This window comes from Psychrobacter sp. TB67 (genome assembly GCF_000511065.1).
Taxonomy (GTDB): Bacteria; Pseudomonadota; Gammaproteobacteria; order Pseudomonadales; family Moraxellaceae; genus Psychrobacter; species Psychrobacter okhotskensis.
Window position 1 is genome coordinate 107,822 of record NZ_AYYA01000055.1, and the last position, 20,798, is coordinate 128,619.

Consider the following 20,798-nt stretch of genomic DNA (forward strand, 5'->3'; position numbering starts at 1 on the left):
GTTAATAGACTTTCTAAATTAAAGGGCTTTTGTAAGTTAAGAGATTTTCTTAAATAAACTACTTTTTAACTTAAGCATCTTTATTGGACAAACTGAGTCGGCAAAAAGAAGGTGCGTGAGTCGGATTGTTGACGCAGCTCTGTTAATAACGTTTGCATATCTTCAGCGGGATATTGGTTATTGAGTAAATCACTAAACAGCTCATTCGCTACCGTGGTCATGGCAATGACACTTTGTAGTAAATGTTCGATGATTTCGTCATTAATACCAATAGTTTCGACATCGATGGCATGCTTGTAGCGTATCTCGCCATCGTTGATATCCATTTCTAGATTGCCAATCAGCATGTCATAATTGATTTGAGTAATCAGTAACATCGCTGCACTTTGATGACTCTCTGGTATTAAAAATGGCAAAATTCCATAGACCGCTAGCAGCTTGTTTTTCTCTTGCACCCGAAATAGGTAGCCACAGTTCAGTTGTTTATGCCGCATTCTTAAGGATAAGTGATGCGATTGCTGACTGTCACTGCTTCTGGGTCGATAATAGGTATATTGCCACTGATTATTACTAAAGTACTGTTTTAGACAGTCGACGATGGGCGTTTCATTGGTTTCTTGCTGCGATGCTTGCAAATTCGCTTGAGCTTGCGAGCGCTCGCTATCATGATTATTATCACGGTGACTGGTCAAACTGCCAGTAGAGTCAGCCGTATTTGCCTCATCGCTATTACGAGTATTGGCGCTCGAGATTCCTGCCTGCATCATATCAAGATCAATATCATCGTCAGCCGCTGCTGCCTGTGTTGGCATTTTTGCGCCATGGATAATAGACTGCGGTGCTGAAGCAGTCAGTAGCCGTTTGAGTTTTTGCCACAAGCTGAGTTTATTACGTTGACTCATAGGTATTGTGTTGATATATAAATGGATGATATTAAAAAATGACCGATAAGCAAAAACAGTCAGTTAGTTATTATTAAACACCAAACCCTCTTTGATAGTGGGCTGCGCATAAAATGCTTGCAACATCTCACCTATATGCGCTGCCAACCACGGACTTTCAAGCGCATCGTATACGATGGGCAGTAGGGCACTACTAAATTGCGTCATGGCTTGCTCATCTATATATAAACTCGCGGCCACCGTTGCCATGCTATCGCCATGATGGTTGGCATACCACGTATCGATACTGGCTGACACGAGGCTGTGCAGATAAGGCGACATACGCAGACGGTTGTAGCTCTGTTGAATACTGGCTTCAATATGATCGATACTACTATTGCCAGGCTCATCAGTTAAATAATTTTGCAGTTGGCTAATGGGCTGATCTTTGATTCTTGCCCAACCGCTTACTAGCAACCGAGCGACTTCGTCATTTGATAAGTGCTCTTGGGCATTGGCTTCTGCACGACGTGCTAAGTCTTTAATATTACGGTGCAAATACGTTTGCAGTTTTTCATCAAGGTTTCTATTGGTCGCCTTTTCAAAAGAGCTGCGCCCAAATTTCATCAGTTTACCAGCAGCGCCTGCTTTATCCAGCGTGGTTTCCATAAAGTCGTTGATCGCGTGATAGAGCGTTTGCGTCAGCAAATCTGCAAAAGTCTCGTTGCCGACTAGCGTATGAATCAAAACATTACGCTGCTGCTCATGGCTACCCACATAATCGGCTAAGGTCTGCACTTGAGTGTCATCTACCAGCTCAGACAACGGCACATTGTCATTGACCGGATGATAAATAATCGTATGCAAGATATCGCGAATATCTTTACGTATCACATCCGTTATCGGTTGGTTCAGTAGCCAGTCGTTGATCAGATGTTGCAAATCATCGGCGCTGACATATTTATTCAATGGCTGGGCAGCAAACCACTGCCAAGCCTCTATGCTCAGCGGTTCAGCTTGCGTGCGTAACCATTGCTGCATAAAGGCAACTTGTGCCTCGATTAAGCTGTCAATGGTCAGCGCTGGCGTACCTAAATGTTGGCTATCTTTTGAAGTCTGCATAGGTTTTGAGGTCATAGTTATCGACAATTTGTTATACTGTGTGGTTGGGGTAAGCATAAAGTATTATGCCACGAACATGATATTTGTTGGTGATGAATATTGACTGCCGCTTGATAAATAATACGAGGTTTGAATGACAGCTCTGAATATCGCCTTACTTACGCTTGATGAGCTGACCGTTCAGCGCGGTGAAGTCCCTCTATGTGAAGGCGTTGCGCTCGATTTACCGGCGGGCAGTATTTGTCATCTGATTGGTGCTAATGGTACGGGTAAAACGACGCTACTGATGCAGCTGGCTGGATTATTACCAGTGTTGGAAGGTCAAGTTTACTATCAAGGATCTGCAAGTTTACCTATTCAGCCTTTGTATGTGTCGCATCAGTTGGGTATCCATCCAAATCTGACGGTCGCACAAAACCTCACCTTTCTGTTGAATTTATACGGCATCAGCCCAAGTGTTGCTGATATCGATGACGCTTTAGCTTGGGTTGGACTGCAAGGCTTTGAGACGATTAGCTCAAGCCATTTATCTGCTGGACAAACCCGCCGTATCACCCTTGCACGGCTTTACTTGTTGACCCCTGAGGTGACACCGTTATGGCTACTTGATGAGCCTTTTACTGCTCTTGATGTCGATATGGTGGCGCGGATGGAAGACAGATTACGCGAATTTTCTAATGCTGGCGGCGCTATATTAATGACCAGTCATCAGGCTGTCGGCGTCGCCAATCAAGTGCTCGATTTGTCCGACTATATGGTTTGAATGTTGTTAGCATAAGTGTGATAAGTAGTATAAGTGTGCCAGTCATCCGTGGAAGAGCGAATAAATGATAGAAATAGACGAGCCAGTAGACAAGGTTAACACAAGCTCAAACGTTAGCGTATCACCTGCGCGCGCTATCAGCTTTATGCAGCTATGGCGGCGCGAGTGGCACGTAAAGCAGCAAGGGGCAGTACAATGGTTGTACCCTTTGGTACTGTTTTTAGTGATTATCACCTTGTTTCCGCTAGCCGTTGGTAGCGAACCTGCGCTGTTACAGCGTCTTGGGGTCTCAGCGGTGTGGATTGCTGCTCTATTGTCATTAGTAATGGGTGTTGATGGCTTATTTAAGCCCGCTCTTGATAATGGCACACTGGCGCAATTGGTTGTTGCCAAAGCGTCGCTGCCGTTATGGGTGCTCATCCGCCTAGTCATCCATTGGATTTTTAGTAGTGGCATTGTGGCAGCGCTTAGTTTACTTGCCGTGCCTTTGTTTCAGCTTAGCTGGTTTGAGGCGTGGATATTGATGGCGTCTATTTTGACCGGCAGTCCGATGCTCTTGATGCTGTCAGCAGTGGCAAGTAGTTTGACGCTGTCATTGAAGAATGGTGCAGTGCTAGTGCCTTTGATCGCCTTACCAATGCAATTGCCGGTGTTGATTTTTGCCACAGGAGCAGTGGATTTATTTGCCACTGGTCTTAATGGCTTACCGATACTGGCATTATTATTGGCAGGTAGTATTATTTCAGTGTTGGTGATGCCATGGGTGATTGCGATGACCTTAAAAATGTCATGGCTCAATTAAACAGTAGACTTTCTGTACTATCAACACCCAGTCGTTTAAACCCAATGTATTAACAGCATGTTGAAAACTGGCAACTTTGCTATAATAGCCAGCTAACTAAGTAAACAATCACTCGTAGATTCTATCCAGTGTTTAACGCCGGCAGGTTGACAGGTAGTCGCGCCCATGATGCGCTATATCGGTTACAACCAATACGCTGTGCCAATAGGTTTATTCCCATGCCCAACCTGAATAACATCTCATCTCCTAGCCTGTGGCAGCGCATCTGGCAGGGCTTTTTGACCACTGTGGGTACCAAGCAGTTTTTTCGCATTTTTTCGCCTTGGGTCAAGTGGCTGGCAATATTAGCCACTATTTGTCTTGTGATCGGTAGTGTCTGGGGTCTCGCTTTTGCGCCGCCTGATTACCTACAAGGTAATAGCTACCGCATTATCTTTATTCACGTGCCTGCTGCTAGCATTGCCATTTCTATTTATTTTGCCTTAGCAGTGCTCGGGGTCATTTTTTTGGTTTGGAAAATTAAGACTGCCAGTCTTGTGGCGCAGGCGCTTGCTCCGCTAGGATTTTTGCTCTGTGTGATTAGCTTGATTACGGGTTCTATTTGGGCAAAACCGACGTGGGGCACTTACTGGGTTTGGGATGCGCGTTTGACCTCTATGCTCATTTTGGCATTTTTGTATGCGGGCGTCATGGCCCTGTTTGCCGCGTTTGAGCATACTGCCAATCGTGGTAAAGCTGCCGCTATTTTGTCTATTGTTGGCGCAGTAAACTTGCCTATTATTAAGTATTCGGTACAGTGGTGGAACACCTTGCATCAAGGCTCGACCTTTACTCTAACCGCCGCGCCCAAAATGTCTGCAGATATGTGGATGCCATTATTACTAATGATTGTCGGTAGTTATTTATTGGTCGCGACGTTAGCGATTTATCGTACCAATACGCTTATCTTGTATCGTGATCAAGGTAAAGCGTGGGTCAAAGAGTATATTCGCGGGCAAGCCAAATGACGGCAACGACTGTCGCCAAAACAAATAACGGCTAGGAAAATATTATGCAGCCTTACTTTTATAGCGTATCTGAATTTCTTGCCATGGGTAAGCATGGCGTGTTCGTTTGGTCATGCTGGGCCATTACCGTTGGCATGATGCTGGCTTTTGTTATTTATAGTCGCAGGCAACGACAGGCTTTAATCAAGCAGCTGACTATTCAGCAAGCGCGGCAAGCACAGCGTACGGCTAAAACTCCTAATTCTAAAACTAAGCAACCGATGTAAAAAATATTTTAATATCATAACGTTAGCTCACAAAATTATGATCTCTCAATTGTAAAGATATGACCCCGTCAGTTGCTAGGGGCTTATTGATTTATGCGAAAAATGCTACCATATAGCTATTAGAAGAGTACGATTAGAAAGACATTTTTAGAACGTTTTTCTAATGGTAGTTTCTTTAATATTTTCTGTTTTATAGACTGTCTATATTCTACAAAACAGCGACTCATCAATGAGGTAGTGGTATGAACGCAGTTCGTCGCAAAAAACTGATGTGGGTTATGTTTACGCTTGCAGGGGCAGCGATAGCCGTGGTGTTGGTTATTTATGCTATTGGGCAACAGACTGATTACTACTTTGATGCTACCGCGATTGCGCAAGGTGAGGCACCGCAAGACAAGCGTATTCGTGCTGGTGGTATGGTAGTCGCGGGTAGTGTTCAACGCGCCGAAGACAATCCATTGAACGTTGAGTTTGCCATCACGGATTTTCAATCGACCGTACCTGTGACCTATCAAGGTATTTTGCCAGATTTATTTGCTGAAAACTCAGGCGTTGTCGCTACCGGTAAGATGCAAGGCGACATCTTTGTGGCTGGTGAAGTATTGGCCAAGCATGATGAAAACTATATGCCGCCAGAGGTGGCCAAATCGATGAAAGAAAACAATCGGAGCGTCGCAGTGCCTTCTTCTGAGCAATATAACCCTGCTGAGCCGATACATGAAACCAAAACGCTTCAACAATAGTGGTTGCGAATACCAATAAAAAAACCACCGATTTGCTCGGTGGCTTTTTTTGTTTAGTAAATTATTAATTGATTAAGTATATAACGATTTTACGTCAATCAATCGTCCCACTCAGGTGAATAATCAGGATGTTCGATTTTACGTCCATCACTACTGGCAAGTTTGCCAATTTTCTCTAGTTCCTCTGCACTCAAATGCACCTTCATTGCATCCAAGTTACCTTGTAAGTGGTCAGGATTAGACGTCTTTGGAATAGCAACGCGGTGCTTGTCTGACAGAATCCAAGCCAACGATACTTGTGCAGGCGTGATGTTATGCTTATCAGCGATTTCTTTGATAACCTCATTGTCAAACACATCACCGCGTGCAAGTGGCGAATAAGCTTCAAGTAGAATATGGTGATTGTTCAAAAAAGTTTGCAAGGTTTTTTGCTTAATAAAGGGATGAAACTCAACCTGATTGACCACAATCGGCACATCTGCATATTTCTTGGCTTCAATGATATTGGCAATATTAAAATTAGAAACCCCGATATGGCGCGTCAAACCTTGCTTTTGCAACTCACATAGTGCTGGGATTGTCTCAGATAGTGGTACGCGGTCGTCAGGCCAATGCAAGAGTAGCAGATCCACATAATCGGTATCTAAATTCTCTAATGAGCGTTTTGCTGCTGCCATGAGTTTTTCTGGCTCAAACTTCATATCATCAGGGAAAATCTTTGTGGTCAAAAAGAATTTATCACGAGCGACGCCCGATTGCTTAATACCTTGACCAACCTCGAATTCATTACCGTAAGCTTGGGCGGTATCGATATGTTCGTAGCCCATCTTAAGACCTTGGCTAACGACATCGATACAATCTTGACCGGTTGACTGCCAGGTGCCCAGTCCGAGGACTGGAATATTGGCTTGTCCAGCAGTACGAATATTATACTTTTTAGCATGCATATTATTATCCTTGTTATTTTTTGACTTATTAATGGCTCTTATAGTTATTAATAGAGCAGTCAATCAGAAATGCTATATTCACGATTTCTATTAAGTATCAGTCTCTATTAGACTTATCCACTATAGAAAGAAATTGCGGTAAGTGAAAGAGCCCGTGACGCTTTCCTACAAAGGGCAAACAGGCTGTAACGTCATTTTAGAGATGGTTAGGTTTTTATGGACGGACTTATTAATAAAGGAAGGTTACCTAATCTTCTGAACACTTCATTCAACTAGGAGAGGATGTGGCTATTTTTTCAGAAATCACTCATTCAAAAGACGGTCTGGCAAAAACCAATAGCACCGGACAAAATCCTCTTTCTTGGTTTATCTTTAGTCTCATGGCCAGTGTTACTTTTATCGGTATTCTCTCAGAGCTGATGCCTTCCGGTATTTTGCCGCAAATGACAGCAGGTCTTGGTATCGAACAGACCCAAGTCGGATTCTTGGTCGGTATCTATGCGCTCGCATCAGCGATTTTTGCCATTCTACTCATCAGTATGACGCTGTGGGTCAATCGAAAGATTCTCCTTATGGCTTTATTGACAGGTTTTGCTGTCTCTAATATCGTCGTCGGCCTCACTTCTTCTTATTCTCTCATCGTGGTCATGCGTATTTTGGGTGGTATCTGCGCCGGTATTATGTGGCCAATGATTGCAGCCTACGGTACTGAATTGGTGCCCGAGAATATGCAGGGTAAGGCGATTACTATTATTATGGCGGGTAACACCTTTGGCGTGAGTCTTGGGTTACCGATTATGACTTTTATTGGTACGCAAGTAGGGTGGCGCACATCGTTTATCGTGCTTGGTGTACTAGGTGGGGTCATTGCACTATTGGCGATGAAATTCTTACCATCCGTAAAAGGTGAAAAGCTGACGCAAAGCAATTCGCCAATAGCGGTGCTAAAAATATCTGGGGTCTGGATAGTCTTAGCCCTCACTTTCTTGGCAGTCGTCGCGCATTACAGTACCTACACCTATATTACGCTACTGGTCGAAACCATAGAGTTTGTCGGTGGTATCAGCTTAGCGCTGTTGATTTTTGGCATTGGTTCTGTCATCTCAGTCATACTATCGGCCAAGATTATTGACACCCATTTACGGGGTTTAATCGTTGGAATGTTGGCTTGCGGTGCTATGACGATGCTGCTGTTTGTCTTCTTTGGCGGGACTAATGGGTTTGCGCATTTTGCCTTTTTACTGTGGGGCTTAGCATTCGGACCTTTGGTCACGATGTTTCAAACAGCCGTTAGCCATCAGGTCACCGAGGCAAAAGCTATCGCCACGTCAGTACAATCTAGTGTGTTTAACTTTTCAATTATGATTGCGACATGGTTGGCGGGTTTGATTTTGGTGCACCTGCCAGAGACAGGTGTTTTCGGCATTGTATATCTGTCTATTCTTTGTTTTGTTCCGGCCATTATTATTACGGTAATCTCTAAAAAAACCTTAGATACGCCTACTTTCCACTGACTATAGAATGCAGACCATAAAAAATACCCATTACTTATAAGTAATGGGCATCTTTGTATTTATATTTCGGCTTGTTAGCGCTATTCGTTGATATGAATGAATACTCTTTAAATATCTAAAAATTTAATGACTAAGTTATCAACTATTAGTCTATCAATTACTAAGCTATCAACTATTGAGCAGCTGCTTCGGTAGTAGGTGCTGTCGTGGTAGCGACGGCCTTATCGGTAGCCGCATTTTCACCCCAAATTTTTGGGTACTTGTAACCTGGGAAGCTATCATGCGCATACTTTTTAAAGGCTTCTGAGTTATAAGCAGCCGTCACGTCTTCGACCCATTTTTTGCCTACATCTGCAGATTTAACCGCTGACCAGTTGACATAAGCAAAGCTTGGCTCTTGGAACAGCGCTTCGGTCAGTTTAATACCAGAATCAGTGGCATAGTTACCATTAATCACTGCAAAGTCAACTTCATCACGGGCGCGTGGCAATTGCGCCGCTTCTAATTCAACAATTTTGATATCGTATTTACTGTTATCAGCGATGTCTGCTTTTGACGCTGTCAATGGATCTACATTGTCTTTTAGAGTAAGCCAGCCAAGGTCGCTCATCATCACTAACGCACGCGCAAAGTTACTTGGATCGTTCGGTGCAGAGACGCTCATGCCTTTATATACATCATCGAGGCTAGTCTTTTTGCCTGAATAGATGCCAAGAGGCGCCGTTGGTACTTGGAATACTTCAACCAAATCAAGGTTGTTTTCTTTTTTGAAAGTATCTAGATAAGGCTTGTGCTGAAAGATGTTGATGTCCAAGTCGCCTTCAGCCAATGCCAAGTTAGGACGTACATAATCCGTAAAAGGAATCAGTTCAACTTCGTAACCTTGCGCTTCTAGCGAGCCTTTCACTTGGTTACGTACCATATCAGCAAAATCACCTTCGGTCGTACCGATGACGATTTTGGTATGGTCAGGATCGATGTCGCTAGCAGCCGTTTCAGCCGTTGAGCCTTCGGTAACGGGCTCTTTGGTCGCTTCTGGTGCTGACGAGTTGTTGCAACCAACTAAGACTAGGCCTGATACGCCAACCGCAGCAAATGCCGTCGCCAGTTGACGGCTAATATCTGTTAATTTCATAAAATTTCCTTATTAATACATGGGATTGGGTAAGATAGTTATCGTCTGAGCATTAAAAAAGCAACATTCTAATGTAGTAATGCTGCTTTCTTATGAGCTGAGACAAGGATTAATTACTGCCAAAAATAACCCTAGTCGCTGACAATGTCAAGTATTTGCTAAAGCGGTTTAACGTTTGTCTAAACGCGTCGCCAGCCAGTTACCAGAGGCTTGAATAGATATGACCATAATCGATAGCATAATGACAATAAAAATCATCACCTCTGTCTGATAACGATAGTAGCCGTAACGAATGGCCAAATCACCCAGACCACCGCCACCAATCATACCAGCCGCCGCTGAATAAGACAGCAGACTGATACAAAGGATGGTCACGGATAACACCAAACCTGAGCGTGCTTCATTGAGCAATACTTTGATAATGGTAAAGGGACGAGCGCCCATAGACTCTGTCGCTTCAATGATACCGCGTGGTACTTCTCGCAAGTTTTGCTCGACCAAGCGGGCAAAGTAGAATGAACCTGCAATCGCTAGTACCAAAGAGGCAGCGATGGGGCCAATACCTGTGCCGACGATAGCCTTAGTAAATGGGCTCATGGCTATCATCAAAATCACAAATGGGAAGGCGCGCATAAAGTTGGTAATGCCGCCCAGTATGCCGTAGAGGGTTTTGTTTTGCAAAAACTGCCGATCGCTCGACAAAAATAAGAATATTCCGAACAGTCCGCCGATTACAATCGCGACTGTCGTTGAGATACCAAGCATAATGAAGGTATCAATAAACGCCTTTACAATCTCTTTGCGTAGCAGCAATAGCTTGTCGATTGAGGCGGATAATTCAGCACCAGTTAACATATGTATTTCTCCTGCCTCATTAGTCTTCGTGCACTAAGCCTTTGCCAATTGGTGTAGTGGCCTGAATCAGACCATCGCGAATATCTGCCACTTCAAGTAATTGCCCTTGGTGTAATAGCGCCGCACGATGGCACAGCCTACGAATGACGCTCATCTCATGAGTCACGATGACAATAGTGACGCCGAGTTGCTCATTAATATCACGTAGACAAGTCAGCAGACTTCGCGTCGTCGCTGGATCAAGGGCGCTGGTCGGCTCATCAGCCAATAATACTTTGGGGCTGGGCGCAATCGCGCGGGCGATACCAACACGCTGTTTTTGTCCGCCCGACAGCTGCGCCGGATAGTGACCAGCGCGATCGGTTAAGTCTACAATCTCAAGACAATCCATCACTCGCTTGTGAATATCGCGACGCGGATAGCCAGAAACCATCAAGTTAAATGCGACGTTATCAAAGACGGTGCGATTGGACATGAGGTTAAATTGCTGAAAAATCATACCAATGTTGTGACGAGCGATACGCAAATCACTGGCAGACAAGGTGGTCAAATCCGTCCCATCTATCACCACTTGACCTGAATCTGGGCGTTCGAGCAAATTAATTAAGCGCAAAAGGGTCGATTTCCCAGCACCTGAATAACCCATCAAACCAAAAATCTCACCTTGTTGAACAGACAACGAGGTCGGTTCGACAGCGGTAAACCAATGCGGCTTGCCGTCTTTGTCTTTGATTGATCGGTCGCTTAAAAAACTTTTGGTCACATCGTTTAAGACAATCATGTCACTCATGGAGGGCTCAAAATTCAATAGGTTTATGAGGGTTATAGAAAAATTAGACTGCAACGTACCGATGGCAGCGCAAAACTAGATGTTTGCTACCATTAACAATGGTAATAAGGGGCAGTAATATAGCATATTATGCAATGTTTTGGATATGCACATCCGTGACTTGCTTATGAATAATGGCTATTAGCTCTAAGAAATATGAAAAATGTAAATGGCGGGGTGCAAAGGGCGTGATTACTCAGAAGGATGACGATAAAAGAGGTACAGCCATATCTTAATTATTATTGTCGTGGTAGTTGTAATGAGGATCTTGCTTTACGGGTATAACGACCAAAAATCTGGTGTGGCCATTAATAGTATCGGTCACGATACGCCCTTGGTGAGCAGTAGCGATTTGTGAGACCAAGGATAATCCCAAACCTGAGCCTTTGTTCTTTTGCTGCAAGCGCACGAATGGACTGAATACTTCCTCGCGTTTGTCTTTAGGAATGCCTTCGCCTTCATCAATAACCGCCAGCACGGCGTATTTTGGTAACGGACGTATGGGTTCGGCTTTAGACTTTTTGATATGTTTGGTAAATAGATTCTCTTTACGCGCGGCAATCGGCGCGTCACTCTCATTTTGGGTGTTGGCTTTAACGTCGTCTTTGCTAGCAGTTTTATCCGTCGCGAGTTTATCAGTTTTTCGAGATTGACCATTGCTAGTTAGCAACGCATCGTTGGCTTTACGAGCTCCTTCGCTATTAACGGTCATTTCATTATCGTTATGAGTTTCCGCAGATTTTTGGACGTCTTCTTCGTTATCCGGCACGGCTCTCCAAATAACCTTTTTAATTTTTTCAGTCAAATCTGTGGTAAAGCTTTGGTAGTTGGGGATTAGTGATGCTTCAGGATTAATAGCAGTGGTATCGTCAGTGAGTATAGGATTTTTAGCAGTATTTTCTTTCACTTTTGCATCTTTACTAGCGTCTGTTGCTGAGGGGCTAGTTTCTAACCCCTTTATATCAGCGTTGCCCATAACATCAGTGCTTTCAGCAATGATATCAGTGACATCCGCATTTGAAGCGTCAGCTGCAGCATCGTTACTATCGAGCGCAAGGTTTTCACCATTTCGATAAATAGGCGGCGCCGGTAATATCACAACCATCTCTGCTTTTTCTTTCTCAGTATTGGTTATATGAGAGTCGTCAGAAACCTCGCCTGGTTGTGTTGATGTTTGCAGCGCTAAGTTATCGGACTCGTTTGATTCGTAATAATGCTCAAAATCCGAACGGTTATAATCAGCAAAGCTACTAGAAACCAACGTTTGCAGTAAATAATCTGGAACGGTATCGGCTTCGTCAATAGTCTGAACGCCATAAATCAGCACGGTAACGGGTGGTTTACCATGTAACATAGCATTGGTCAAAAGGTTGCGAATAAGATGGGTCAACATCGGTGCCTGACCATCGATGACTATATGCTCACCAATCAAAGTGGCTTCAGGGTAATGTTGGCGTTCTTGATTCACTAAGTCATATAAGTCCAAATGCTCGACTTGCTGCATGACATGACCGGCATCTAAGCGACTGACCAATAAGATACTTTCAACCAAGTCATTAAGCCCTGATAAATCACGGTTGATCGCTTGCGCGCGTTTGTCAAATTTCGCTTTGGTATCCATTGGCATCGCATCCGCCAGCATATCCATCATCTCGATTTGTAGACGGATACGGGTAATCGGCGTCCGCAGCTCGTGAGAGGCATGCGCCAAGAGCAGATTGTTGGCATTGATAAGATGCTCAATTTTTTGTGCCGCTTGGTTAAATCCGCGTGCTAACGAGGCGATTTCATCACTGCCGCGTGCATTGACTCGTACGGTAAAGTCACCGTCACCCAATTGGGTCATCTGCTGGCTCATCTGATTGATGCGCCAAGTCATGGTGCGAGCAATCAGCCATAGAACGCCCGCCATAATTAAGAGCAATAGTAGAGTACCCGTAAATAAATTTAAAGCTGCGGAGAGTACAGGTTTTTTAGGTGGCAAGCGTGATTCGTACAGTAAAGTATAGCCAGTGCTACTATATACTTGAGCTTGCTTCGTAGGGGAGGTGTCTGAAAGAGAAGGAAAAACACGTGAAAATAAGGAGGGCGTGGGCGGCAGCTCTAACGGCAAGTCGCTATTGTCAGTCTGCATGAGCAAATGACCTTCATTGTCGTATAAGCCCATTTTTGCTTGTAAGGATTCATCAAAAATATCAAAACTTTTTTTGACTACAGCGAGCATAAAGCGTGACTGTAAACGGTTGTCCTTGCTGATGGCGATATTGAGCTCATGTAAGAAGGGATCGATTTGACCCAAAATTTGGGTCGCCAATACTTCTGAGCGAATACCCGCATCTTTGTCATGCACCAGTTGCGTCAATAGCACCATGGCAACCGCAAATAGGATAAGTGCCAACATGACGCTAGCAAATAACTTAGCAAATACGGAACGAAAACCCAATTGCTGCATTAAATCATCTCTATTATCAGAGGCTCATATCGATTCATATCTTGCCATTTATAGTATTTAATAAATATTTGTGTGGTTTAATAAAAACAATGGCGACTGGTTTGCCACGATAAGTGTCTCGATAAATCAAATCAGCCGCCATCATCAACTATCTAGGAATTTAGCTATTTAGGACTATACCTGATCGGTCGCGAACTGATAACCGACGCCACGTACGGTAATAATACGCTTTGGCTGACGTGGATTGTCTTCAATCAGCGCACGCAAACGCGAGATATGAACATCAATCGCGCGATCAATATTGTCCGAGCTGTCATCATTCGGCATAGCCTGCCATAACTGCTCACGATTCAATACTTTACCAGAATGGGTGGCAAAGTAGTGCAACAATTGAAACTGATGCGTCGTCAAACGCACAGGTTGCTCATCAATAGTCACTTCATGGCTATCAGGGAACACGCTGAGACGACCAAAAGTCAAGCTGTCCGATTGGCTATCTGCTTGGTTTGGCTGCTCGTGACGACGAATGACCGCGCGTATACGGGCCAAGAGCTCACGTGGCTCGAAGGGTTTTGCGATGTAGTCATCAGCACCCATTTCTAGACCCAATACACGATCGGTAGTGTCGCCTTTGGCCGTTAGCATGATAATCGGCACTTTGTTGGTCATATTATTTTTGTTGCCACGTATCTTTTGACAAACTTGCATACCATCCATATCAGGTAGCATTAAATCAAGCACGACTAAGTCAATATCGCGCTCTTTGGTATCTAATAACTCCAGACCCTCTTGACCAAGTCCTGCATGATGGACGTCATAATAATTCATGGTCAGATAATCACTAATTAACTCTGCTAGATCTGGATCATCTTCAATTAACAAAATCTGCTTACTCATGGCTTGTCCTCTAGTTGTTGTTATGGTTTGTCAAGAAATCGCTTTTTATTAAAATTCTAGCGCGCCTCGATATTTACGTTAATTTAAATTCAGGTTATTTTAAAGGTAAGTTGTCATAAATTGATAGGGTTCTAAACCATAAGACAGTCACCGTTAAGATAGGGTTAAGAAAATATGATTAAGGCCTCAGCCAATATAGGAAAGGGTAATAATACTATAGTGCCTAATTCAGCTATGACTAAACAAGACACGCTTTGTTAATGTTTCTACACAATGTAACTGTCTTTTTCTCTTCTTTCTCATTTCTTAGGAAACCACCACCTTTTTGCCTTTAGATTCAATGGTTAAGTCAGCAAGGCAAATTAAACTGTCATTGCTAATGCCAGCTATTAAGTACTGTTTGGTACTTGGATCGTACTCGACGACCTCGACTGGCTGACGAGTTAAACGCTGATCTTGCTTAATAATCCATACATTGGCGCTCAAGGGTCTTAGTGGCTTATACGGTGGTCGCTGCAATTCTGTTAAGTCAACATCATGCAACGCGCGCTCGGGGACAATCGTACCGACGTCGATTTGACCATAATTCACTCGCCCCGTCACCTGCATATTAGGCTGTAGTTTTTCACGGCTGATTTCATTATTGACGACATTTACATGAACCAGAAGCTGTTTGGGCTGAACCGTTGCTGTCAATTTGCTGACCTGCCCAGTGAACTTATCCGACATGCCTTTAGCACTAAAATTCACTGTCTGACCGACCGAAAGCTGAGGCTCAGCTTGAATAGGGACAGTGGCCATAAAGTGTAATTCAGTCTCATCACTGAGTAGCAGTAGCGGTTGACGCGCGGCTAGCCCTTGTCCAGCTTTAGCATACAGCTTTTCGACGCGACCTGAAAAACTGGCACGTACAGTGGTTAATTGATAGGGCTGTTTGAGGTTAGCAGAGGTGTCATTACTGGTTGTTACCGTGCTTTTATCAACGCTAGGCTGACTGCTCTCTACATTTGCATCGTTTTCTGGTGGCGTTTTTTGGGCAGTGTTTTCTGTATTATTGTTTTTCGTAGGCTCATTTAAGGTTGCGAACTCTGCATCTGCGGCTGCGGCAACTGAGGTATCCGCTGACTCTAGCGGTTTACTTGCTGTGCCCTGACGCTGAACGATTAGCAGAGGTGTGCCTTTTTCTACCCATTGGCCTTTTTCTACCAAGACTTGCTGCACAGTAAGTGCGTTCGCAGCGATGAATTGAGTTTTTTTGATCGGTTCAATCACGCCTTGCAGTCCCATGCTTGGCTGATAGCGTGAGGGCTTTATACTCAGAATATGGTCAGGCGTCATAGTAACGCTATCATCGTCAATAATAATGGGGGTTTCTACTGTTTCGCTATTTTCAGCCGTCACCGGTTCATCAGTAGGGGGCGAGGGCTGACAGCCTGCCAGCAGTAACAAAGCGCTGCATAAATACGCACTATTTCTTAAACCTCTATTTTTTCGACCTCTCAAAACTCTCATACCAAGCACTCTCGTAAACGTCATTTTATTATATAGTGAATTGAGGTAAGGGCAAATAACAGTATTATATTTATGCAACATGCCCAGACGGTAGATGGCAAAAGTAACCTGAGACAAATTAGAGAGCATAATCAAAAGACTCTCACTAACTCAATGATTAATTTGAACATAAATTCACTAAATGACTGGAAAACAACGAGTAACTGTGCTAAAACGAACATATAAAAATATAATGATACATATTTGTCACAAATGAAGATTATTCGGTAAGGTAAGTATTGTTTTTACTCAACCTTAAACCCTTTTGACCCTTTGTGTACATTTCAACAGATATCGAGCCAGTTAAATTTATGATGCTGACAAGGTTTAGGCTTGCCAGTTTTGAGCAAGTCTAAAAATTTCTATAAGCAAAGTGAGTCAGCAGATAGGCTGCTTTATAAAGACAAGCATCTGGCAGTTTTTTAAAAAATAAAAGCCAAAAATAGCGCTTAATACACGAAGATAATTGTCGCTAAAGTGCGTATAGTAACCGATGGTAACGCCATGCTTGATAGGCGAATACTGATAGAGAACATGTTAGCGATCGTGACAGCGTAAAATACAAACTTAACCGTTCATCTCAATCCAAGAATAAACCATTTTATAAATTGAAATAACTGTTAAAATTTTGCACTGGCAGATAGTGCTACGAATAATAGCCGTTTATAGGACAATGATAATGGAAAATAATTTTGAAGGTTTGAAAGTCATGGTTATCGATGACTCTAAAACCATTCGCCGTACTGCAGAGACTTTATTACAAAAAGCGGGCTGCGAAGTAGTGACCGCTATTGATGGTTTTGATGCTTTAGCCAAGATTGTTGATAACAATCCCGATATCATTTTTGTTGATATCATGATGCCACGTTTGGATGGTTATCAGACATGTGCATTGATAAAGAATAACCCTGACTATGCCAGTAAGCCTGTGATTATGCTGTCGTCTAAAGATGGTTTATTTGATAAAGCACGTGGACGTATCGTAGGTTCGGATGAATACTTGACTAAGCCATTTAGTAAAGATGAGCTGTTTGAGGCAATCAACCAATATCGCTAATACATAACGGCTTATATAATTGATAGCTGGGCAGTTGATTAGACAGTTATATTGGCAAGATTAATGCGCATAGCGGTATGGCTAGTCAAGTAGCTGAGAGGACTGTTATAAGAAAGTGGACTGTTGCTACCGTGATTATTAAATACTTTATAAATAAAGTGTTAATGTTGAATAACCACGTTATAAACAGCCCAGTGATCATGATAGTTATCAATCAGTGTTTGTCGTCTCATAGGTACTACCGTAAAAATAGGTATCATCGTAAAAATAGTGTTGCCAACAAAGCATTAGGCATTATTTTTAATAGATTTGTCTCAACAATATATCCCAACGGATATCATCAAAAATAAAGGAAATTTCCATGGCTACTGTTTTAGTCATTGACGACTCGCCATCTGAGATGGCGAAATTTCGCGACATGCTTGCAAAAAACAACTATCAAGTCCTTGAAGCGACAAATGGTGAGCAAGGTTGTCAAATGGCAGCCGATCATTTACCAGATGTCATCTTGATGGATGTGGTTATGCCTGAAATGAATGGTTTTCAGGCCACCCGTAAGATAACACGTGGCAAAACAACGTCGCATATTCCGGTCATCATGATCAGCACCAAAAATCAAGAAACGGATCGTGTTTGGGGTAAGCGTCAAGGCGCTAAAGAATATATCACCAAGCCAGTTGACGAAAATGGTCTGGTCAATGTCATTCGCAAAGTAATGGGGTAACTTGTGGCTTCCAGAGGATTTATTGAGCTTCTGCGTTTAGCAGATTTGGCACGCGCGCGCAAAAGTGGCCGTCACGGCGGACAAGAATCCGACTGGCAAGGGGTAGTATTCGAGATTGGTGGTCAGCGTTTGGTCGCACCAATGGGTCAGGTTTCAGAAGTACTGACCATGCCGGAGTTCACCAGTTTGCCCTTAGTAAAGCCCTGGATGCTCGGCATCGCTAATATTCGCGGACGCCTATTACCACTGACGGACTTGTCCGAGTTTTTGCAGGTGCCCAGTCGCTTGGCACAAATGAGTCAACGTAAAGTTATTGTCATCGATCATGACAATGTGTTCTCAGGCTTGCTTGTCGATCAAGTGCTAGGTATTGAACAGTTTACTCGTGGTCAATATCGTCCAGAAGCCCTTGAAAACGACTCGCCATTTGCACCTTACAATCATGGCAAGTTTTTTAAAAATGAACAAGATTGGTATATTTTTATGCCAAGCTTGTTGGTGCAAGATTTGCAGTACGCTGATGCGGCGCTATAACTGTCTGTCATAGAGTATTTGCTGTCATAAAATACTCGACTGCTAGCACCTAGCACGATAAAAATAAATACCGACTGACATGATACGGTTGTATGTCAGCATTCATACAGGCTTTGTTAATCACTGTTGTTTTGATAACAATATGATTGTCGAAGTCAGTCACGATAAGACTTTGACGATTGTTCGAAAGGAATACGCAAGATGAGTGATGTTATAAATAACCCTGTAGCTGGTAATAGTAAAACGACCCTCACGGTGAAAGACGCTAATAATACTTGGAAGTTATTATTAGGGCTTTTTGCTATATTGACTGTGGCCTGTCTGATTTGGCTGGTCAATTCACTATCATCAGTGAGTCAATATCTGACCAATTTCAATCAATCAGTGGTATTGCCGGTGATTTTGTTTGTGATAGGTGTCGTAGGTATTTTATTTGCCCTATACCAATTACTCAAGCAACGTGGCGGCTCAGAGCGTCTACTCATCGAAAAAGAGACCTTGCGTCGTCGCCAAGAAGCAGAAGCGGAATCTGAGCGTGCTCGTCAAATTCAAGAAGAAAACGAGCGTAACCAGATCGCAATTTTGCGTTTGCTTGATGAATTGGGTGATTTGGCAGATGGTGATTTGACGGTTAATGCGACCGTATCAGAAGACTTTACGGGGGCGATTGCTGATTCGGTAAACTTTGCCATTGACCAATTGCGTCAGTTGGTATTGGTTATTAACAGCACGGCTGATCGCGTCTCGCAGTCCTCAGAACAAACCCAGATGAATGCCGTTGAGCTTGCTGAAGCCTCAGAAAACCAAGCGCAAGAAATCGCGGGCGTATCGGCTGCGATTAATGAGATGACCGTCTCGATTGACCAAGTTTCGAACAACGCGGCAGAGTCTGCAACGGTTGCCCAGCGCTCGGTTGCCATCTCTTATAACGGGGCAGAGGTTGTACAGCGCTCTATTGAAGGCATGAATGTTATTCGTGACCAGATTCAAGAGACCTCAAAGCGTATTAAACGTCTTGGTGAATCTTCGCAAGAAATTGGTGATATCGTTGGTTTGATTAATGATATTGCGGATCAGACCAACGTATTGGCATTGAACGCGGCTATTCAGGCATCAATGGCAGGGGAGGCTGGTCGAGGTTTTGCGGTCGTTGCTGATGAAGTTCAACGTCTGGCTGAGCGTTCAGCCAATGCCACCAAACAGATTGAAACCTTGGTGAAGACCATTCAGGCAGATACCAACGAAGCCGTGATGTCAATGGAATCAACGACTTCTGAGGTTGTGCGCGGTGCGCGTTTGGCCAAAGATGCTGGTGAAGCGCTAGAAGAAGTACAGAGCGTTTCTAATACCTTGGCAGATCTGATTCAAAACATCTCAAACGCCGCCCAACAACAGGCTGAGTCTGCTGGACACATCTCTCATACGATGAATATCATTCAAGACATTACGTCACAAACGTCATCGGGTACGATGGCCACAGCGCGCTCTATTGGCGAGCTAAGTGAAATGGCTGCCGCTCTCCAAGAGTCGGTTACTGGCTTTAAAGTATCAAACGATGATGAACAGTTAGAAGCTGAAGAAAGCTTAGTGGCCAACGCTTAATCAAGCACTCTTGCTTAATGATTAATAAGCAATAATTAGCCATTAGCCATCATAAATAGCCATTAAGCTTAGGGTGTTGTTATCTTGAGATTTTAATCAAAGGACTGCTCTAATATTAAGAGTGGGCAGCAGGAGCAAGAGCAGGTCACGTGGATAATCGTACTCAACAAGACGCTAATATAGTCGATAAAGCCAGTTCCGATTCGGTAACAGCTTTAAGGCAAGATGATAGTTTTGATACGCAGCAATGGCAACGCTATATAGAGCAAGAAATCGGCTTTGTTTTACCCGATATTCAACGCCAGTGGCTAGTAAATGCGATTGATCGTACCGCTGTTGCGAATGGATTATCAGCGCTGCAACTATGGCGTCAATTGCCGAACAACGATGCGCTGCGCCAGCAACTATTGGATAAAGTGCTGATTCACGAAAGTCGCTTCTTTCGCCACTTGCCTTCTATAGATTTTGTCACAGAGTGTGCCTTGCAGCATCAGTGCCTGACGCTAACAGATGATAGTATTGATGAGACGTTTCGCATTTGGAGTGTCGGTTGTGCCAGTGGGCAGGAGACTTGGTCGCTTGCCATGAGTTTGGCATCGAAGCAGCTGGTTAACTATGTCATATTAGGCACTGATGTCAGCCAGCAAGCACTGACAAAAGCACGTATGGCACAGTACGACCAACGCCAAAAAACGTTAATTCCGTCTTGTTGCCAGCCATTTATTCATCCATTACGTCCTGAGACTATGACTGAACAATCGACTGCCTGTGATTTATCTATACTAAAAAATGCTAGCAGTCACACTCGAGTACATTGGCAAATCGCGCCAACTTTACAGCAGTATGTTAGCTTTGCTTTACACAATATCATCAATCAAGAACCACCCACCCCGCATCTACAACAGGTCATTATCTGCCAAAATATGCTGCTATATTTTCGTAAGTTTGATCAACGGGATATTCTGACCAAGCTGTCAGAGCAGTGTGCCTTAGGTGGTTATATTGTATTGGCTCCAGGTGAGGCGTTGTTTTGGCGTCCTTCAAATATGCGCCGTATTGCGCACCCACAGATTAATGCGTGGCAAAAGATCAGTGCCTAAATTACCGCCTAGACGAG

At 43.6% G+C, this 20,798-nt stretch carries 20 protein-coding genes; 11 read left to right on the forward strand and 9 right to left on the reverse strand.

What is annotated here, in order from left to right; all coding sequences use genetic code 11:
- Positions 1-80: 80 nt before the first annotated feature.
- Together W293_RS0110110 and W293_RS0110115 are read right to left on the reverse strand one after the other, a co-directional pair.
- Positions 81-902 (reverse strand): YbjN domain-containing protein, encoded by an 822-nt coding sequence (locus W293_RS0110110; RefSeq protein ID WP_025652315.1) that lies wholly within the window; start codon positions 900-902, stop codon positions 81-83.
- A gap of 63 nt (positions 903-965) precedes the next feature.
- Positions 966-2,003, reverse strand: a complete 1,038-nt coding sequence (locus W293_RS0110115; RefSeq protein ID WP_084212310.1) for a hypothetical protein — start codon at positions 2,001-2,003, stop codon at positions 966-968.
- Between the two features lie 133 nt (positions 2,004-2,136).
- Between W293_RS0110115 and ccmA the strand changes: the two genes are divergently transcribed.
- From ccmA to ccmE, 5 genes are all read left to right on the forward strand, one after another.
- Positions 2,137-2,766 carry a heme ABC exporter ATP-binding protein CcmA gene (ccmA, locus tag W293_RS0110120; protein ID WP_025652317.1) on the forward strand — a complete coding sequence of 210 codons (630 nt, stop codon included), beginning with the start codon at positions 2,137-2,139 and terminating at the stop codon, positions 2,764-2,766.
- Between the two features lie 145 nt (positions 2,767-2,911).
- Entirely contained in the window at positions 2,912-3,568 is a 657-nt protein-coding gene (locus W293_RS0110125) for a heme exporter protein CcmB (protein WP_037025405.1), read from the forward strand.
- Positions 3,569-3,786: 218 nt separating this feature from the next.
- The gene (gene ccmC, locus W293_RS0110130; protein ID WP_025652319.1) at positions 3,787-4,575 is read left to right on the forward strand and encodes a heme ABC transporter permease CcmC; all 789 of its coding nucleotides are present in this window, start codon (positions 3,787-3,789) and stop codon (positions 4,573-4,575) included.
- A gap of 44 nt (positions 4,576-4,619) precedes the next feature.
- Positions 4,620-4,841 (forward strand): heme exporter protein CcmD, encoded by a 222-nt coding sequence (gene ccmD / locus W293_RS0110135; RefSeq protein ID WP_025652320.1) that lies wholly within the window; start codon positions 4,620-4,622, stop codon positions 4,839-4,841.
- Between the two features lie 242 nt (positions 4,842-5,083).
- A complete protein-coding gene (ccmE, locus tag W293_RS0110140; RefSeq protein ID WP_025652321.1) occupies positions 5,084-5,584 on the forward strand; it encodes a cytochrome c maturation protein CcmE in 501 nt (166 codons plus the stop codon).
- Between the two features lie 98 nt (positions 5,585-5,682).
- Here the strand turns inward: ccmE and W293_RS0110145 are convergent, their stop codons facing one another.
- The gene (locus tag W293_RS0110145) at positions 5,683-6,531 is read right to left on the reverse strand and encodes an aldo/keto reductase (RefSeq protein ID WP_025652322.1); all 849 of its coding nucleotides are present in this window, start codon (positions 6,529-6,531) and stop codon (positions 5,683-5,685) included.
- Positions 6,532-6,815: 284 nt separating this feature from the next.
- Between W293_RS0110145 and W293_RS0110150 the strand changes: the two genes are divergently transcribed.
- Positions 6,816-8,045 (forward strand): MFS transporter, encoded by a 1,230-nt coding sequence (locus W293_RS0110150; RefSeq protein ID WP_240990875.1) that lies wholly within the window; start codon positions 6,816-6,818, stop codon positions 8,043-8,045.
- A 172-nt stretch (positions 8,046-8,217) separates the two neighbouring features.
- On the opposite strand, the gene W293_RS0110155 is transcribed toward W293_RS0110150, so the two are convergent.
- From W293_RS0110155 to W293_RS0110185, 6 genes are all read right to left on the reverse strand, one after another.
- A complete protein-coding gene (locus tag W293_RS0110155) occupies positions 8,218-9,180 on the reverse strand; it encodes a MetQ/NlpA family ABC transporter substrate-binding protein (protein ID WP_025652324.1) in 963 nt (320 codons plus the stop codon).
- A 168-nt stretch (positions 9,181-9,348) separates the two neighbouring features.
- Positions 9,349-10,005 (reverse strand): methionine ABC transporter permease, encoded by a 657-nt coding sequence (locus W293_RS0110160; protein ID WP_407074201.1) that lies wholly within the window; start codon positions 10,003-10,005, stop codon positions 9,349-9,351.
- 49 nt (positions 10,006-10,054) lie between these two features.
- A complete protein-coding gene (locus W293_RS0110165) occupies positions 10,055-10,825 on the reverse strand; it encodes a methionine ABC transporter ATP-binding protein (RefSeq protein ID WP_037025372.1) in 771 nt (256 codons plus the stop codon).
- A gap of 271 nt (positions 10,826-11,096) precedes the next feature.
- On the reverse strand, positions 11,097-13,316 hold the full coding sequence (locus tag W293_RS0110175; RefSeq protein WP_025652327.1) for a sensor histidine kinase: 2,220 nt from the start codon (positions 13,314-13,316) through the stop codon (positions 11,097-11,099).
- Between the two features lie 174 nt (positions 13,317-13,490).
- On the reverse strand, positions 13,491-14,213 hold the full coding sequence (locus W293_RS0110180; protein WP_025652328.1) for a response regulator transcription factor: 723 nt from the start codon (positions 14,211-14,213) through the stop codon (positions 13,491-13,493).
- A gap of 306 nt (positions 14,214-14,519) precedes the next feature.
- Positions 14,520-15,725, reverse strand: a complete 1,206-nt coding sequence (locus tag W293_RS0110185; RefSeq protein WP_025652329.1) for an efflux RND transporter periplasmic adaptor subunit — start codon at positions 15,723-15,725, stop codon at positions 14,520-14,522.
- A 718-nt stretch (positions 15,726-16,443) separates the two neighbouring features.
- Here W293_RS0110185 and pilG point away from each other — a divergent pair.
- The 5 genes from pilG to W293_RS0110210 all read left to right on the forward strand — a co-directional run bounded on the left by pilG (position 16,444) and on the right by W293_RS0110210 (position 20,781).
- The gene (gene pilG / locus W293_RS0110190; RefSeq protein WP_010201623.1) at positions 16,444-16,821 is read left to right on the forward strand and encodes a twitching motility response regulator PilG; all 378 of its coding nucleotides are present in this window, start codon (positions 16,444-16,446) and stop codon (positions 16,819-16,821) included.
- A 361-nt stretch (positions 16,822-17,182) separates the two neighbouring features.
- Positions 17,183-17,545, forward strand: coding sequence for a response regulator (locus W293_RS0110195; protein WP_025652330.1), 363 nt, complete (start codon positions 17,183-17,185; stop codon positions 17,543-17,545).
- 3 nt (positions 17,546-17,548) lie between these two features.
- The gene (locus tag W293_RS0110200) at positions 17,549-18,079 is read left to right on the forward strand and encodes a chemotaxis protein CheW (RefSeq protein WP_025652331.1); all 531 of its coding nucleotides are present in this window, start codon (positions 17,549-17,551) and stop codon (positions 18,077-18,079) included.
- A 201-nt stretch (positions 18,080-18,280) separates the two neighbouring features.
- Positions 18,281-19,681, forward strand: a complete 1,401-nt coding sequence (locus W293_RS0110205; protein ID WP_025652332.1) for a methyl-accepting chemotaxis protein — start codon at positions 18,281-18,283, stop codon at positions 19,679-19,681.
- A gap of 149 nt (positions 19,682-19,830) precedes the next feature.
- Positions 19,831-20,781, forward strand: a complete 951-nt coding sequence (locus W293_RS0110210) for a CheR family methyltransferase (protein WP_025652333.1) — start codon at positions 19,831-19,833, stop codon at positions 20,779-20,781.
- Positions 20,782-20,798: the final 17 nt, after the last annotated feature.